We start from the raw sequence: 15,024 nt of genomic DNA on the forward strand, positions 1-15,024 counted from the left end.
GGCTACCCCATCACCGAATCCTGTTCCCGCTCACCTTTCATCACTTCCACCATCTTCAGCGCCTCTTCCTCCATCATCAAAACCAGCCGGTCTACGCGACCACCGAAGTAACGATGAAACATCAGGCTGGGGATAGCGATAGAAAGGCCAGCAGCAGTGGTAATCAGAGCCTCGGATATACCACCTGCCAATACGGCCGGATCGCCTACCCCCGCAGCCATAATCGCCGAGAAAACTTTGATCATGCCAATGACCGTACCAAGGAGACCCAGCAGAGGGGTTATGGATGCGATGGTTCCAAGCGTATTGAGATAACGCTCCAGCTCAATGACCACCTGCCTTCCAACATCTTCTATCGCCTCTTTCATCACCTCTCGGGTGTGAACCCGGTTCATCAGACCGGCTGCCAATATCCGACCCAATGGCGATCCATCCTTAACCGTAAGGATATGGGAGTTGTTAAGCTTTCCCCGGGTATGCATCTGCCAGATCTGCGCTACCAGATTTTTCGGTACCACGCGCTGGCGCCTTAGAGCCCATAATCGTTCGATGATAATGGCCACAGCTACGATAGAGCACGTGATTATAGGCAGCATCAGCCACCCACCCGCTTTCACCAATTCAAACACTTTATTATTTTCCTGGGAGTAAAAAAATCATGGTTATCATACTGTATCCACTGTCAGAGCCAAAGGGGGGGTTACTCATTTATTGCCTCAGAGGCTGTTTTCATCCAATAGCGCCTGGCCTGAATACGGAAACCCTCCGGTCTGCTGAAGCTTCCATTCTGATCCAGCCGGACCGCCAATGCCCCTTGATCGGCAGTATTAAAGACCTCAGCACCCTCGGCCTGCCAGCGCCTGACAACCTTGTCCTGGGGGAAACCGTATCGGTTTCCATAGCCTGCAGAAGAGAGTGCAAAATCAGCTGATACAGCCTCGATAAACCCTGTGGTGGAAGAGCTCATGCTCCCGTGATGGGGTATCAGCACCAGATCCGCCTTGAGTTGAGCCGGGTCACCGGCCAGTAGATCCACCTCCACTTCCGATTCAATATCTCCTGTCAGCAACAGGCGACCACCGTTGCTCTCCACGCTCAGGACACAGGAGGTGTTATTGCCCGTCCAGTCTGCACTGGACTGTGGGTGGATAATCTCGAAATCGACACCATCCCAGTGCCAGCGCAGGCCGGCGATACAGGGTTTCACACCGGCTGCCGCTATTTTCTCCGGCTCCCCACTGAGAACTGCCCCGATACTGATTTCATGGCTCAGACTGATAAACCCACCCCGGTGATCCATGTCACCGTTACTCAATATCACTTTGTCTATATGCGTCACCCCTTGCTGCTTCAGGATGGGCAGCAAAACGGCCTTTCCAGCATCAAATCCGCTGGAAAAACGCGGTCCTGTATCATACACCAGGGTGTGGTTACGAGTTCTGACAACCGCTGAAAGGCCCTGCCAGACATCCAGCAGGGTAAACCACACCGCCCCTGTTTCAGGTATTGGTGCATCCGTTATCATCAGCGGCAGCATCAGCACCGCACCCATCAACCGGCCAGGCATGCCTCGCGGTAACAAACAGAGAGCGACGCCAATCATCGCCAGTGCCCAGACCCAGGCCGGTAACGCATTTGTCGTCAGCATATCGACAGGCACCTGAGCCACCAGCATCAGCATTTGCACACCCTGTTCCAGCAACCAGCCAGAGAACCTTAACAACGGGAATCCAATCTCAACAGACAGCATCGAGATAAAGGTTGCCAGAAGTACAAGAGGCACAATAAACAGAGAGAAGATGGGTACCGCAATCAGATTGACAATAGGCGCCAAGAGCGAGACACTGAATCCTCAGGCCAAAAGAATGGGAGCCAGGCCTAGTGTGACCAGCCATCGCACTTTGAGCAGTGAAGAGAAGGCGTTCCTGTTCACGACGACTCTGCCATCAAGACTAACCAGAATAATGCCGACCGCACAAAACGAGAGCCAGAACCCAGCGGAAAGAACCGCAACCGGATCCACTATAACCACAGCCAGCAGTGCCATACAGAGACCATTAAAAGGACGGGTAGCACGTGCCATCAGGACGCCCAGCAACAGAACCAAAAGCATGATCAGTACCCTGGTAGCCGGGATGGCAAACCCGGCTAGGCCGGTGTAGACAATGGCCGAAACAAGGGCAAAAAAAGCCGCTGCGCGGGAAGCCGGGAAGATCCGGCACAATCTGCCCGAGAGGCGCCAGCCAAACTGGCTCAATAACAGCGTTAAACCGGCGACAATCCCTATATGCAATCCGGAGATGGCGATCAGATGATTGGTGCCCGTACGCTGAAATACCGACCACATCTTTGTATCAATCCCGGTACGGTCACCCACCACCAGTGCCCGCAGCAAACCGGCACCACGGGTATCGCCCAGTGCCTGATCAATCATCTATCTGATACCCGCCCGCCAGCGGCCTAACAGATAACCTGACCCCGCCTCTCCCATCCGTCTGTTATCGGAAGAAAATCTTACATAACCTGTCGCCCGAATTCCCCGCTGAAAAAGCCAGCCCTCATAATCAAATCCACCCGGGTTCATCAAGCCATGCGGGCGCTTAAGCCGAAGCTGCAGTTGCCATCGGTCACCAACTTGAAGATCAGGCCACCGACGGTACCAGCTGAGTCTTACCAATCCGGGGGAGTCGAACTCCTCGCTGTTGATACTCAGCTGTTCGATAACAAATTCGAATTTGATCCGTTCTGAATTGACGTCCGGAAGCGAAGCTATAACGCCGACTGCCTGGAGATTCGGTCCTTCCAGTGCAGGCTGCAATTCTGCTCTCATACTCCAATGGGCATTAAGTGAAGCCCAAAGAAATCCCAGCAGGAGACAGGCCAGAGGTCTTAATCGAGGTAAGCGCCAGACCAAAAAACCGGGTAGAAACAGTAGCAGTAGAAAGGGAACTGGCAAAAGCGAGGGCTGCCACTGCAGCAACACCACACCGGTAACAAAAGCGATAGTATTTGGTATCACGTCCCTTCCTTGGGCTGAAACAGTTCAGATCGCGGCTTCCATGCAATGACCTAATTATTGAGAAGTTACTCTACCACGCCGGGCTCGCATCAGGAAAAACCCGGCACAAATATGGCCAAACAGCCCCCCGCATGCTTCAATAGAAGCCTTACAGAATAAGGCACTGCAGAGACCATCTGGAGCTTCGATTGCCCAAGCGCCTGCTAAAACGTTACTCACCGGATCACAACACCATCCGCAATCACAAACATATGCGGGTGTTCGGTAAGCTGCTGCATGACCCAAACCTCTGGCACATGAACCGGCGTTCAGTGGCCGGCTCCTTTGCCGTTGGGCTTTTCTGGGCCTTCATTCCCATTCCTTTCCAGATGATTGCAGCCGCTGCAACCGCAATCCCCGCACGGGTAAATCTCCCCATATCGGTAGCGCTGGTCTGGATAACCAACCCCATCACAATGCCTGTAATCTTCTACTTCACCTATCTGGTCGGCACCTGGATACTGGGCGAACCGCCGATAACAGGTGATTTTGAGCTGACGATGGAGTGGTTTCACAACAGCCTGTCTAGCATCTGGCAGCCGCTCTATCTGGGGAGTCTGGTCTGTGCCTGCATCGCCGCTGGGGTTGGTTACGCATCGATGCGCATTGCATGGCGGATACATATTGTAAACTACCTGAATAAACGGCGGCAGCGCCTGGTATCCCGCTAATTCATCGTCGGCTGAAGGATTTCACTCTGCCGTCAATACCCCATCACACAGATGGAGCACGCAATCCATGCTCCGGGCCAGCGCCGTATCATGGGTGACCACAATATAGCTGGTACCTATCTCCCGATTCAGTTCCAGCATCAACTGGTACACCTGGTCTGCGGTCTTTTGGTCCAGATTACCCGTAGGCTCGTCAGCCAGAACACAACCGGGGCGGTTGACCAAGGCACGCGCTACAGCAGCCCTCTGGCGCTCACCACCTGAAAGCTCGCTGGGTTTATGCCCGACCCGGTGTTCCAGCCCGACACGTTGCAAAATATCCTCTGCCCGTTTTTTCGCTTCATCCACTGCCATGCCACCGATCAACAATGGCATAGCGACATTTTCCAGGGCGGTGAACTCCGGCAGCAGATGATGGAACTGGTAGACAAAACCCAGCCTGCTGTTGCGCAGTTTACCCCTTACAGCTTCTCCCAGAACGCCGATATCCTTCCCATCGACCAGAACCTGCCCACTGCTGGCCCTATCCAAACCGCCAAGGCAGTGCAGCAAGGTACTTTTACCAGAGCCTGAACTGCCGACTATGGCGATGCGTTCACCCTCTGCCACTTCAAGATTCACCCCGTTTAGTACTTCGACCAGCAATTTACCATCGGAGAAGGTACGAGTAAGACCACGGCATTCCAGCACCGGTTGATCACTCATAGCGAAGCGCCTCCGCAGGCTGGGTACGGGAGGCCCGCCACGCCGGATAAAGTGTTGCAATCAGGGTAATCAGGAATGCCCCAATGCTGATGCTGGAGACATCCCCCCAGTCCAACTCTGATGGCAGGGTACTGATGTAATAGACACTGGGATCAAGGAAATTGACATTGAATAGCATCTCAATCTTTTTCACCAGCGTTTCAAGATTGAGTGAAAGCAGTATCCCTCCTAGGATACCAAGCAGGGTTCCGACAAAGCCTATGGTCGTACCCTGAATCATAAAAATGCCCATGATACTGCCCGGTGAGGCACCCAGTGTTCTCAGGATAGCGATATCACTCTGTTTATCTGTCACCACCATCACCAGCGTGGAGACGATATTGAAAGCGGCCACTGCCACAATCAGGAAAAGAATCAATGACATCATTCGCTTCTCCGTGCGCAGGGCGCTGAAAAAGTTCCGGTGCTGGTATGTCCAGTCATTGACCCGGTAGGCACCGGGGAGCTGGTCCGCCAGTTCGCGGGAAACCCTGGGTGCAAGATAGAGATCATCCAGCTTTAGTCTGACGCCGGTCACCCCTTCTCCCATGCGAAACAACTTGGCTGCATCCTTGAGGTGTATCAGAGCCAAGCCTCTATCGTACTCACCCATTCCCACCCCAAAGATAGCCCTGACCGTGAAGCGTTTCAGACGTGGCATAGTCCCGACCGGGGTCACTCTTATCTGGGGAGTTACCACGGTGACCTTATCCCCGACGCTCACACCCAGCACCAAGGCCAGCTCTTTGCCTAAAACAATATCGAAGTTACCCGGCTCCAACACTTCGAGCGCCCCGACAAGCATGTGCTCTCCAACATCAGAGACACGGGCTTCGTAGCCGGGCAGTATCCCTCTGAGTATCGCCCCATTGACCTTCCGGCCGTTGGTGAGCATGGTTTGAGCTTCGATGAATGGGGCCTGGCCAACCACATTGGGGTGATCTGTTGAGAGACGCATCGCCTCTTGCCAATTTTGCAGCTGCCCATCATAAGCCGAAATGGTGGCATGAGAAGTCATCCCAAGAATCCGTTCCCTGACCTCTTTATGAAAGCCGTTCATCACTGACAACACGGTAATCAGGGCGACCACACCCAGCATGATTCCCAGCATGGAGATCATGGAGATGAATGATATAAAGTGGTTACGCCGCTTGGCGCGGGTGTAACGCAACCCGATATAGAGTTCCAAGGGTCTAAACATAGAGGCGAATTAAATCATATTCCAGGATTCCATGGGAAATCATTTGATACTCTCAGCCGAATCCCGGATTAATAATGCTATATTCTGGGGGGATAAAATAGGAGAGGAGTCCCAAAAGGCTATGAGGTTTACCGCACCACTATTGCTGGCTGCCATTTTGGTGTCACCGTTGGCAGCTGCTGATGTGCTGCTGATCGACGTCATTGATGAGTCCCCGGTAAACAGCTCAGCTGGACTACCCAGACCCAGCAACGGTCAAAGCATGCAGACGATCCGTCAACGCTTTGGTGAGCCACTCAAAATGACACCTTGGGTAGGTGATCCACCCATCACGCGCTGGGCCTATGCGAATTTTACCGTCTATTTTGAACACGAACTTGTCATTACCAGCGTAGTGCATCGCTGAGCAACTTACGCTCCTGATTGACCCGCCTGATCAGGAGGCCTCTCCTCGCCCCTACTTCTTGGCCAGTATAGAGCGCGCGCGGTCTGCGCGCCGTATCAGATCGTTGGAAAGGCCACTGGAGTGGAACTGTGCAACGCCGATTGAGACGGTGATTCTGCCATAGACTCCACCACTGGCCTTGTCTTTCAACTTTCCTGAGGTGACTTCTTTTCGAATCTGCTCAGCAACCGTATAAGCCGTATAAGCCGTATAAGCACCATTCTGGTCGGTATGTGAGGCAGTATCACAGCAAACTCCTCACCACCAAAGCGTGCCGCCATATCCTTGCCTTTCACGCAGCGCTTGAGGGTCGCAGCAACGAAACGAAGTTCCTCATCCCGACAAGATAGCTACAGGTAATCGCCCCTGAAGTATCAGACCGAGAATCTGGTTCCTTGAACCTTTCAGATCTGATTCTCCGCCCATTATTCCGGAATAATCATACGATTTCCCGCTAACCTTATCCAAGCACAATAAAACCAAGCTAACAACTTGGCTAAATTATATCCCGCTGCTGCCAAAACCACATCAGCTTCATTACCATATTCAGCTTTAAGGTAGTTTCGATGTTAGCCTATTGTCTGATTTAAGGTGCCCAATAACCGGCTCGATAGCGGTTCGGCGCTTCATCCATTTTCGGGTTGACCGAGTCGCCATCTTAGGGAGCATGCCACAAAGCTTAACGCAATTTCATCGCCTACGCGGTGCCCAGAGTAGCCCTGATGCACAATATACATTCTTGAGTTTTCGGCTGCTCAAACTCTCCGCTTGTTTAAGTGGCCGACAAGAGTGTATGCCCATCATAAGGATTACCCGTCAAACGCCATGCGCCAACTAACCAGCTGACTTTGGATCCGGTCACAAATGAGGGCTTATTGCCAAACACGTAACACCTGTGCGCTTTTTACCTTTGGCAATGCATTCCTCTTCTGCTGCATGCACGCTGTAAAGCTTGTTTTTTGTCTTGTCGTTGTGGTGCCAAGTAAATGGTTAGCGCGTGCAAGTAACGCCGTGAGTTCACCATCTCTATACAGTGTCTTACGCCCGATGTCTCTCATCACTCGGCCCAAGTACGTTTTGAGTTTTCCAGTCTGCCTCGCTGAACGCTTCATCTGCTGAGCGTGAGAATATCGCCCTTGCATGATCAAGGCGTTCTTTCCTACCTTGATATGGCTCTGGCGTCATTTGGTGCCGCAGACACCAATAGATCACGCATTTTATGGTAGAGCTTTGCATCTGTTGGGAAGGTGATGGCCTCCTATTGAACGGTGGTGTCCACATTGACGTCCTTTAACTCACGCAAGCTCATTGCTTTAGTATTCAGCGCTAGCTCGATGGTTTGTTTCAACAGCGCATCAAATTTATTACCGACCCGGTTGCGCAAGTGAACCAGGCTGTAGGAGTGTAAGGGGAGTTTGTGTTGAGGTATTGAAATCCACAAAAGTACGGCCAATATAGGTTTTCAACTCAGTGTTTCACAACGCTCTCATTAAAAGAGTGTACTTGAGGTAATGGCCCGCCAGTAAACGAGTGGGTAACGGGGCTGGCCAGCATCTTCGTTGTAAATGACATCAATGTCAGCTTCAGTTTTTTGTTCGGTTTCAATACCTGTGAGCCAACTCCAAGCTGCCTGCATGGGTTTATGAGGTCTATAGAAGCCTTGGTATTTTGCAAGGGGCTTGTTCAATCCTACAATAGTTAGGCTCCCTTGATAAAAAGGATAGAAGTCATAATGGCTGGTCGCTCGACTATAGGCCCGCATTATCGTGGTGCCTGTAATCAAGCAAGTTGCCTTAAGCCCTTTGACAGCAAAGCCTTCGGTGAAGCCATGATCAACTTGAATGAGTTCACTAGGTTGCTTGGCTTTCATACCATATTGCCAACGCTTGGCATGATGCGTAAGCCAGAGCAATTGATCTTGTCGATGGCCAATCTGCTCTAGCTGAAAAAATCAGCAAACGACAGGGGGATATCTGGTCAGGGCTGTACCGTACTGGTGTCGTTCCCACTGAATGCCTGATTCCTATCGAAAAAGCAGTTAACAGTAAAATTACGATCCGTGAACTAGCTTCCGGTCATATCAAAGAAGCCACCTGATGATTCACCTGGCAGTTCGAGATACGATTATCGATCCGCTGACAGAGTTGCCGAGAAGCGGTGCAGAGCAGTTGATCTACCAAGCGGTGGAGGCCGAGCTGCTGGCGGAGCACGTTGAGCGACGAACAGAGGATGGCAAGGCGGGTGTGGTGCGTAATGGTCACCTGCCAGCTCGTAAACTGCAGACAGGATTGGGGCCGGTCACGGTCAAGATCCCCAAAGTTCGCGCGAAGACCGACGAGCCGGTGGCGTTCCGATCAGCTCTGGTGCCGCCGTATGTACGCAAGACGAAGTCACTGGAAGCGGCGCTGGCGTGGCTCTACCTGAAGGGGATTTCCAGTGGAGAGATGGGTGAAGCCCTGAAAGTGCTGGTGGTTCCGGATGCAACAGGCTTGTCGGCCGGCAGGGTATCGCGTCTGAAGCAGGTCTCGGCAGAAGAATATCGGAGCGGGTGCGAAGAGCGCCTAGATAAGGGTCATTGTGTGTATGTGTGGACAGACGGTGTCTACAGCGGACAGAGAGCAGAGCAGACGAAGCTGTGTGCCCTGGTGGTGATCGGCGTGAATGAGCGTGGTGAGAAGCATTTTCTGGCAATTGAGGATGGTGTACGGGAGTCCACACAGAGCTGGCGGGAGGTACTGTTGAAACTGAAGTCACGCGGACTGACCCCGCCAAAACTGGCGATCGGTGACGGTGCCATGGGATTCTGGGCTGCGCTGGAGGAAGTGTATCCGGAGACGCGCCAGCAGCGCTGCTGGATGCACAAAACCATGAACGTGCTGAACTGCCTGCCAAGGTCAGCTCAGCCGAAAGCGAAGCAGGCACTGCACAACATCTGGCAGGCGGAGACCCAGGCCGATGCGGAAAAGGCCTTTGATCTGTTTATCAAAACGTATGAGCCAAAGTATCCGAAGGCTGCCATCTGTCTGCACAAAGACCGAGAGGAACTGATGGCTTTCTATCAATTTCCTACGCAGCATTGGCAGAGTATTCGGACCAGCAATCCGATTGAATCCACCTTCGGGACAATCCGCCATCGAACCAAGCGTTCCAAGGGCTGCCTATCGCGTGACGGCATGCTACACATGATGTTCAAACTCGGCCTGTGTGCCGAGAAGACGTGGAGACGATTACGGGGTTTCGATTATCTGGCGAAGGTGATAACCGGAATCAAATTTAACGAGGGTGTTGAGGTAGCAAGAGCCGATCAGGTCGCCGCTTGATTCAACTGGCTAAACACCAGATTTGACTATAACTCCTGTAGCGACTGAAAGCGGAGATGCAGGCATGAGCCAACTCGGAGATAAAAACACACCGTTGGATTATCCGATTACAGGCCAGTGTGACAATTGTCGCGACATCTCATACCTGATGGGCCAGCAGAAAAGCAATAAGTAAGGGCGGTCATCGATGCATTATTACGAATTTCATATAGACGATTACAGAAAGAATACGTCGCACCTCACGCCGATAGAATATTACATCTATAGAGAACTAATAGGCAGGTACTTTCTGGAAGAGGAACCACTTAAATATGATGAGCGAAATATCCTAAGAAAGATGCGACTGGATAGTGGAACTCATGCGAGCGCATTGCGAAATGTAGTGGATGATTTCTTCAATTTGAATGATGGATTCTTGTTCCATGAGCGGATAGAAAAGGAACTAACCACCTACAGAGATCGCTCCAATAAAGCCAAAAAGTCAGCCGAAGAAAGATGCGAACGCATCAGATAATGATGCGAGCGTAATGCTAGAGCCATACGAAAACGATGCTAACCAATAATCAATAATCAATAATCAATAAAAGACTTAGAGGCTAACGCCCCTCCCCAAACCGGCAGCGACAAATCAACTCCTTCGTCTGCAAAACCAAAAGCCAACGGAGTGCCATACCAAAAAATCATCGACTGCTACCACGGACAACTGCCAGCACTCAGGTAGATTGTCATTGCGTGATTCCATGCGTGAAAAATACGTGATGGTGCGAGGCATTGAAGGATATAACGCGGCGTTAAAGGGTGTCGACGGTGTGCGCATGCGCCAGCAGATAGCGGGCTTTGCTTTTTAAAACAGGGGGTTACAGAGAATTAATGGTGCCTGAGAAGGGACTCGAACCCTTAAGCCTACGAAAAAGCGAGAGATTTTAAGTCTCTTGTGTATACCAATTCCACCACTCAGGCGCGCAACAATTCACTGATACTGCAACATCTCGCAACAACCCCACAACAAATCTGTAGCGACAAATTTAGTCTAGTTGCGATCCTCCTTCAAACAATGCTGCGACTTCGATCAGATGGTACCGGAGCGAGTCTAGCATAACGCATGGTGATCGTAACCAGCTTGTGACCGATGACCTTCCCCCCATCTTAATACCAAGACTTGGATGAGATAATTCATTCTAAGCGGCCCTATTCACAAAGGCCACAGGTGACAAATAATTTAATGCGCTATGAGGCCGCACGTGATTGTAGTGCTCTCGCCATTGATCAATTTCATGTCTAGCGTCATCAATGGACCTGAACCAATGCTGATTTAAGCATTCATTTCTGAATTTACCGTTTAAGCTTTCTACAAACGCATTCTGAGTAGGCTTACCTGGCTGAATAAAACCTAGCTTAACGCCACTTTCTTTTTGCCAGTAGAACATCGCCTTGCTAGTAAACTCAGTACCGTTGTCGCAGATTATTTGATCCGGAGCACTCCTTAGCTCAATCAGCTGAGTTAAAAAACGAGCGACCTGGTGACCATTGATCGAGAAGTCAGAGAGCTGGCCAATAACTTCTCTTGAGTAATCATCAATCACATTAAATACTCGAAAGCGGCGACCATTAGCCAACTGATCACTGACAAAATCCATTGACCAGCGTATATTTTTACCAATGGGCATAATCATTGGCATTCTTGGTCGTATTATCTTCTTGCGTTTTTTAGTCCTCACTTGAAGACCTTCTTCGTTATAGACTCGGTAGGTCCGCTTCTTGTTTTTCACAAGCCCCTCTCCTCTCAGGAGGCCATGTAAAAACAAATAACCATAACTCGGATGCTTCTTTGCCAGCTCAAGTAACCGTTTGCGTAGAGGCTCATCTTTTCCCCATTGAGTAACGTACCGAAAAGCGGTTCTACTTAAGCCTGCTAATTGGCAAGCTCTACGCTCACTTAATTTGAATCGCGACTTAAGGTAGCTCACGATTTGTTTTCTATCAGCAGGCTTTACCACTTTTTTGAGAGCACATCCTTCATCGCCTCAGCTTCAAGCATTTTCTCGGCAAGTAACTTCTTAAGCTTGTTGTTTTCGCTTTCAAGCTCTTTGAGCCGTTTGGCTTCTGAGACATCCATGCCGGCGTACTTGCTTCGCCAGTTATAAAAGCACCCGGTTGAAATGCCGAACTGACGACAAATGTCATCAACTTTTATCCCTGACTCATGCTGCTTGATGGCACCAATAATTTGCTCTTCTCTGTAACGCTTCTTCTTCATCTTGAGATCTCCTAATACACAGACTAATTGGAAATCTCATCCTTGTCATGGCTCTATTTCTGGGGGAAAGGTCAATTCGGATTCTTCCAACAAGGCACAGATGCCAATAACAGAATGTATGGAGGAACCGGGCTTGGATTAAGTATATGTAGAAAACTTGTAGAATCGATGAAAGGCAGGATCAGTTGCGAAAGCGAGAAAGGAAAAGGATCATGCTTCAGAGTTACGTTAAGTTTCGCAAAAGTGCCTAAGTTACGAACCGGGGCAATAAAACCTTTGTTTGAAGGAATGAATACGGTGATATTTGATCAGCATAAAGCTTCCTTCATTTCATTAAAGAGCAGTCTTTCAAGGCGGTAATCTGAGTTTAGATATGAGTAGTAAGGTAGCAAGTGCAGATTTGGTGATCATGGGGTTTACTGCTGGTGACATTAAAACCAATCATGTTGAATCCAAAATTAAACAGATACAGAAACTCCGGCCTAAGCACCTTCTTGTATTGGTAAGTAGCTCAGATTACAGCAAACTGGAAAATATTCAAAAGTTGGGCGTAAACTATTGCCTTTCCAAGCCACTACCAAGGAGCAGTTTACAAAGAGTAATTCATGAGATATTTAAAGGGGTTCCTGTAGATAGAAAAAAACCTTTAAAAAGGATACCACCCCTATGCCGTCATTGGCAGGTTATCGGTTTATTGTTGCAGATGATAATTCAATCAATCTTAAATTGATCGTGACACTACTAAAATCTAGTGGTGCCTCAGTCGTTGAGGCATCAAATGGGTTAGAAGTATTGGAACATGTTAATTCTGAACACTTTGACCTCATTCTTATGGATGTACGTATGCCCACCATGGGTGGAAAAGAAGCTGCTCTGAAAATCAGATCCGGCAATTCTTATAATACGGAAATCCCAATCATTGTACTTACCGCAGACATAGTCCCTGAACATAGGGAATAGTTACTTACAGCAGGGGCTGACGACTACCTTACAAAGCCCATAGACGAAGCAAAATTATGGGGTGTTATTTGTCAATTTCTTAATATTGATCCCATATCCAAGCAGGAAGATATTCCTGAAAACAGACAGAGACAGCTCAATTCGCCAACCAATCTGCCATCCAGGGACAAAGCTGCCGCACTCCGTATCACGGGGGGGAATTCAGAAATTGCGGATGAGATGTATCAGCGATTCATTGGTGAACTTGAGGCGCAGCTTGAAGAGATAAGAGGGCATTTTAAAAAGGGAGACTGGGTAAAACTCCGAGATTCAACCCACCTCCTACACGGCTCCTGTGCTGTCTGTGGCGTACTACTAATTAACCACTTGGTTGCTCAATTAGAGATGGCTGCCGACAATCATGAAGCTGATAAGGTATCTGACCTGTTACAGGATTTAGCTTTCGAGGCAGATCATCTGATCACTCCCAATACTGAGGGGAACCTCTAGATCAATTCATGAATCGGTGTCTGACGGCTGAAATCTTCCGGCTTTGCGTTGAAAGTCGAGTCTGTAAAGTTTTCTGTGTAACTGCGATAATAGCGCGTAGATGTTTACTAGGAGGGCATGGAGAGCCCGTTACCTCACTCATGTGCAACTTGGGGATTTTATCTACTTGAAACAGATCGAAAACTGGCTGGACTTTGACAAGGCCCATGTTTGGCATCCCTACAGCGCCATTGGTGCTGACTTGCCGGTCTATCCGGTGGTCTCCGCTGAAGGCGTACGCATCAAGCTGGCAAACGGGCAGGAGTTGATTGACGGCATGTCATCCTGGTGGTGCGCCATCCACGGCTACAATCACCCGGAGATGAACCGCGCATTGGAATCCCAGCTCAAGAGTATGGCCCATGTCATGTTCGGTGGTCTGACTCATCGACCGGCCGTGGCACTGGCAGAAGAACTGGTAAAACTGACACCCGAACCGCTGCAATCGGTCTTCTTTTCTGACTCAGGATCAGTGTCGGTAGAGGTGGCTATGAAGATGGCCATCCAATATTGGGACGCAAGAAAACAGTCGTCAAAACAACATTTTCTGACCATCCGGAAAGGTTATCACGGCGATACTTTTGGCGCCATGTCAGTCTGTGATCCAGAAGCTGGAATGCACAGTCTATTCTCAGATGTACTCGCAAAACAACTGTTTGTGGATGCACCTGAGTCCCTGTTCGGAGAACCCTGTTCTGCCGAAGAAATTGCCCCGATGGAACAAATGCTGGAAAAAGAGCATCGCCAGATAGCAGCTGTCATCATGGAACCGATTGTGCAAGGGACGGGGAGAATGCGTTTCTACTCCGCCGACTATCTACGACAAGTGAGGGTGCTTTGCGATCAGTATGGTGTCCTGTTGATCCTCGATGAAATCGCCACCGGATTTGGCCGAACCGGCCGGCTGTTTGCCTGTGAATACGCCGGGATCTCTCCCGATATCATGTGTGTGGGTAAGGCGCTTACCGGCGGATACCTGACCCTGGCGGCCACCCTGACCACCCGACGGATCAGCGAAACCATCAACCGGGGCGAACCAGGCCTGTTCATGCATGGCCCAACCTTCATGGCTAACCCACTTGCCTGCGCCGCTGGCGTGGCCAATCTGCAACTGTTGCTGGATTCTCCCTGGCAGCAACGGATAAACTGGATAGAACAACAGCTTTGGAACGGACTCGAGCCGTGCAGAGATTTCCCCCAGGTTACGGATGTGCGGGTACTTGGTGCAATTGGTGTTGTTGAAATGAAGCAGCCGGTAGATATGAAAAGCATTCAACCACAGTTTGTGGAGGCTGGCGTATGGGTACGTCCGTTTGGACGGCTGGTCTATCTGATGCCGCCGTATGTGATCACGGACGATGAGCTGAAGACACTGACGAATGCCGTGACCGAAGTCGTTTCAAGATGATGATTTAAAGCGCTATTCCGTTGGTCATGCAAGCTGAGAATGGTATACACTTGGGAGACGGCCATCGACAGATCCCATACAAAGGACACGAGGTACACCATTGCTCATTCTACCGCCCGTTTGTGCAAAAAAATGCTTTACCCGGGGAGGGGGTTCTGAAAATATGTATCGGATGGTAGACTGGAACGGGATAACCATAAGGCATTGCCGGGTCTGTACGCTTGAATTTTCCAGTTCTTTGGCGAGGGTGACCTCTACAAGAGATGTCTTCAATCTCGTGGTGTGTTCTGAGACATCCTAGTCCCTCAAATGGCTAGCCGCCGTGTTCGGAAGCCTACTCTGTCGTCTCTGACGCATCAGGCTGAGGATCTGGTTCCTTGAACCTTCTTAGATCTGATTCTAAGCCCATTACCTGGAATAATCATTCGATTT

Annotated in this window: 17 protein-coding genes, 1 tRNA gene and 2 pseudogenes; 9 read left to right on the forward strand and 11 right to left on the reverse strand. The window is 50.1% G+C overall.

The features are described from left to right. Positions 1-2: 2 nt before the first annotated feature. From MN084_RS10480 to MN084_RS10490, 3 genes and pseudogenes are all read right to left on the reverse strand, one after another. On the reverse strand, positions 3-629 hold the full coding sequence (locus MN084_RS10480) for a MotA/TolQ/ExbB proton channel family protein (protein ID WP_241086448.1): 627 nt from the start codon (positions 627-629) through the stop codon (positions 3-5). Between the two features lie 71 nt (positions 630-700). Then, positions 701-2,434, reverse strand: a pseudogene (locus MN084_RS10485) (DNA internalization-related competence protein ComEC/Rec2). After that, positions 2,435-3,019 (reverse strand): ComEC/Rec2 family competence protein, encoded by a 585-nt coding sequence (locus MN084_RS10490; RefSeq protein ID WP_330178018.1) that lies wholly within the window; start codon positions 3,017-3,019, stop codon positions 2,435-2,437. Between the two features lie 188 nt (positions 3,020-3,207). Between MN084_RS10490 and MN084_RS10495 the strand changes: the two genes are divergently transcribed. After that, positions 3,208-3,729, forward strand: coding sequence for a DUF2062 domain-containing protein (locus MN084_RS10495; protein ID WP_241086447.1), 522 nt, complete (start codon positions 3,208-3,210; stop codon positions 3,727-3,729). Positions 3,730-3,750: 21 nt separating this feature from the next. Here the strand turns inward: MN084_RS10495 and lolD are convergent, their stop codons facing one another. Both lolD and MN084_RS10505 read right to left on the reverse strand, forming a co-directional pair. Next, entirely contained in the window at positions 3,751-4,434 is a 684-nt protein-coding gene (gene lolD, locus MN084_RS10500) for a lipoprotein-releasing ABC transporter ATP-binding protein LolD (RefSeq protein ID WP_241086446.1), read from the reverse strand. Beyond that, positions 4,427-5,674 (reverse strand): lipoprotein-releasing ABC transporter permease subunit, encoded by a 1,248-nt coding sequence (locus tag MN084_RS10505; protein WP_241086445.1) that lies wholly within the window; start codon positions 5,672-5,674, stop codon positions 4,427-4,429. Before MN084_RS10505 ends, lolD begins: the two co-directional genes overlap by 8 nt. A gap of 121 nt (positions 5,675-5,795) precedes the next feature. On the opposite strand from MN084_RS10505, the gene MN084_RS10510 reads away from it, so the two are divergent. Further along, entirely contained in the window at positions 5,796-6,080 is a 285-nt protein-coding gene (locus MN084_RS10510; RefSeq protein ID WP_241086444.1) for a hypothetical protein, read from the forward strand. Between the two features lie 51 nt (positions 6,081-6,131). Here MN084_RS10510 and MN084_RS10515 read toward each other — a convergent pair whose 3' ends face one another. From MN084_RS10515 to MN084_RS10520, 4 genes and pseudogenes are all read right to left on the reverse strand, one after another. Continuing rightward, positions 6,132-6,269, reverse strand: a complete 138-nt coding sequence (locus MN084_RS10515; protein ID WP_241086443.1) for a hypothetical protein — start codon at positions 6,267-6,269, stop codon at positions 6,132-6,134. Next, entirely contained in the window at positions 6,266-6,400 is a 135-nt protein-coding gene (locus tag MN084_RS19680; RefSeq protein WP_445083962.1) for a hypothetical protein, read from the reverse strand. The genes MN084_RS10515 and MN084_RS19680 overlap by 4 nt, the downstream gene beginning before the upstream one ends. A gap of 198 nt (positions 6,401-6,598) precedes the next feature. Further along, positions 6,599-6,743: pseudogene (locus MN084_RS19685) on the reverse strand (IS5/IS1182 family transposase); the annotation flags it as partial. Between the two features lie 865 nt (positions 6,744-7,608). Next, positions 7,609-7,989: a hypothetical protein gene (locus MN084_RS10520; RefSeq protein ID WP_241086442.1), complete on the reverse strand. Its 381-nt coding sequence runs from the start codon at positions 7,987-7,989 to the stop codon at positions 7,609-7,611. 80 nt (positions 7,990-8,069) lie between these two features. Here MN084_RS10520 and MN084_RS19690 point away from each other — a divergent pair, with 80 nt between their 5' ends. The 3 genes from MN084_RS19690 to MN084_RS19695 all read left to right on the forward strand — a co-directional run bounded on the left by MN084_RS19690 (position 8,070) and on the right by MN084_RS19695 (position 9,953). Then, positions 8,070-8,216, forward strand: a complete 147-nt coding sequence (locus MN084_RS19690) for a hypothetical protein (protein ID WP_445083963.1) — start codon at positions 8,070-8,072, stop codon at positions 8,214-8,216. After that, positions 8,216-9,439, forward strand: a complete 1,224-nt coding sequence (locus MN084_RS10525) for an IS256 family transposase (RefSeq protein ID WP_330178019.1) — start codon at positions 8,216-8,218, stop codon at positions 9,437-9,439. The genes MN084_RS19690 and MN084_RS10525 overlap by 1 nt, the downstream gene beginning before the upstream one ends. A 187-nt stretch (positions 9,440-9,626) precedes the next feature. Next, positions 9,627-9,953, forward strand: a complete 327-nt coding sequence (locus MN084_RS19695; RefSeq protein WP_445083819.1) for a DUF1376 domain-containing protein — start codon at positions 9,627-9,629, stop codon at positions 9,951-9,953. A gap of 357 nt (positions 9,954-10,310) precedes the next feature. Here the strand turns inward: MN084_RS19695 and MN084_RS10530 are convergent. Both MN084_RS10530 and MN084_RS10535 read right to left on the reverse strand, forming a co-directional pair. Further along, positions 10,311-10,399, reverse strand: a tRNA-Leu gene (locus MN084_RS10530). Between the two features lie 218 nt (positions 10,400-10,617). Further along, a protein-coding gene (locus tag MN084_RS10535; RefSeq protein WP_241086440.1) for an IS3 family transposase occupies positions 10,618-11,696 on the reverse strand; the annotation gives its coding sequence in 2 pieces (ribosomal slippage) (positions 10,618-11,444 and positions 11,444-11,696; 1,080 coding nt in all). 114 nt (positions 11,697-11,810) lie between these two features. On the opposite strand from MN084_RS10535, the gene MN084_RS10540 reads away from it, so the two are divergent. From MN084_RS10540 to bioA, 4 genes are all read left to right on the forward strand, one after another. Beyond that, a complete protein-coding gene (locus MN084_RS10540; RefSeq protein ID WP_241086590.1) occupies positions 11,811-12,056 on the forward strand; it encodes an ATP-binding protein in 246 nt (81 codons plus the stop codon). A 306-nt stretch (positions 12,057-12,362) separates the two neighbouring features. Next, a complete protein-coding gene (locus MN084_RS10545) occupies positions 12,363-12,656 on the forward strand; it encodes a response regulator (RefSeq protein WP_241086439.1) in 294 nt (97 codons plus the stop codon). A 219-nt stretch (positions 12,657-12,875) separates the two neighbouring features. After that, positions 12,876-13,145 carry an Hpt domain-containing protein gene (locus tag MN084_RS10550; protein ID WP_241086438.1) on the forward strand — a complete coding sequence of 90 codons (270 nt, stop codon included), beginning with the start codon at positions 12,876-12,878 and terminating at the stop codon, positions 13,143-13,145. A 166-nt stretch (positions 13,146-13,311) separates the two neighbouring features. Further along, on the forward strand, positions 13,312-14,592 hold the full coding sequence (bioA, locus tag MN084_RS10555; RefSeq protein ID WP_241086437.1) for an adenosylmethionine--8-amino-7-oxononanoate transaminase: 1,281 nt from the start codon (positions 13,312-13,314) through the stop codon (positions 14,590-14,592). Positions 14,593-15,024: the final 432 nt, after the last annotated feature.

The sequence above is a fragment of the Candidatus Vondammii sp. HM_W22 genome, assembly GCF_022530855.2.
GTDB lineage: Bacteria > Pseudomonadota > Gammaproteobacteria > Chromatiales > Chromatiaceae > Vondammii.

What these genes read in the sequence shown, in the direction of transcription:
- lolD (WP_241086446.1), bottom strand. Translation starts at nt 4,434, where the DNA reads ATGAGTGATCAACCGGTGCTGGAATGCCGTGGTCTTACTCGTACCTTC.
- MN084_RS10505 (WP_241086445.1), bottom strand. Translation starts at nt 5,674, where the DNA reads ATGTTTAGACCCTTGGAACTCTATATCGGGTTGCGTTACACCCGCGCC.
- MN084_RS10510 (WP_241086444.1), top strand. Translation starts at nt 5,796, where the DNA reads ATGAGGTTTACCGCACCACTATTGCTGGCTGCCATTTTGGTGTCACCG.
- MN084_RS19680 (WP_445083962.1), bottom strand. Translation starts at nt 6,400, where the DNA reads ATGGCGGCACGCTTTGGTGGTGAGGAGTTTGCTGTGATACTGCCTCAC.
- MN084_RS10520 (WP_241086442.1), bottom strand. Translation starts at nt 7,989, where the DNA reads ATGAAAGCCAAGCAACCTAGTGAACTCATTCAAGTTGATCATGGCTTC.
- MN084_RS10525 (WP_330178019.1), top strand. Translation starts at nt 8,216, where the DNA reads ATGATTCACCTGGCAGTTCGAGATACGATTATCGATCCGCTGACAGAG.
- MN084_RS19695 (WP_445083819.1), top strand. Translation starts at nt 9,627, where the DNA reads ATGCATTATTACGAATTTCATATAGACGATTACAGAAAGAATACGTCG.
- MN084_RS10540 (WP_241086590.1), top strand. Translation starts at nt 11,811, where the DNA reads ATGTATGGAGGAACCGGGCTTGGATTAAGTATATGTAGAAAACTTGTA.
- MN084_RS10545 (WP_241086439.1), top strand. Translation starts at nt 12,363, where the DNA reads ATGCCGTCATTGGCAGGTTATCGGTTTATTGTTGCAGATGATAATTCA.
- MN084_RS10550 (WP_241086438.1), top strand. Translation starts at nt 12,876, where the DNA reads ATGTATCAGCGATTCATTGGTGAACTTGAGGCGCAGCTTGAAGAGATA.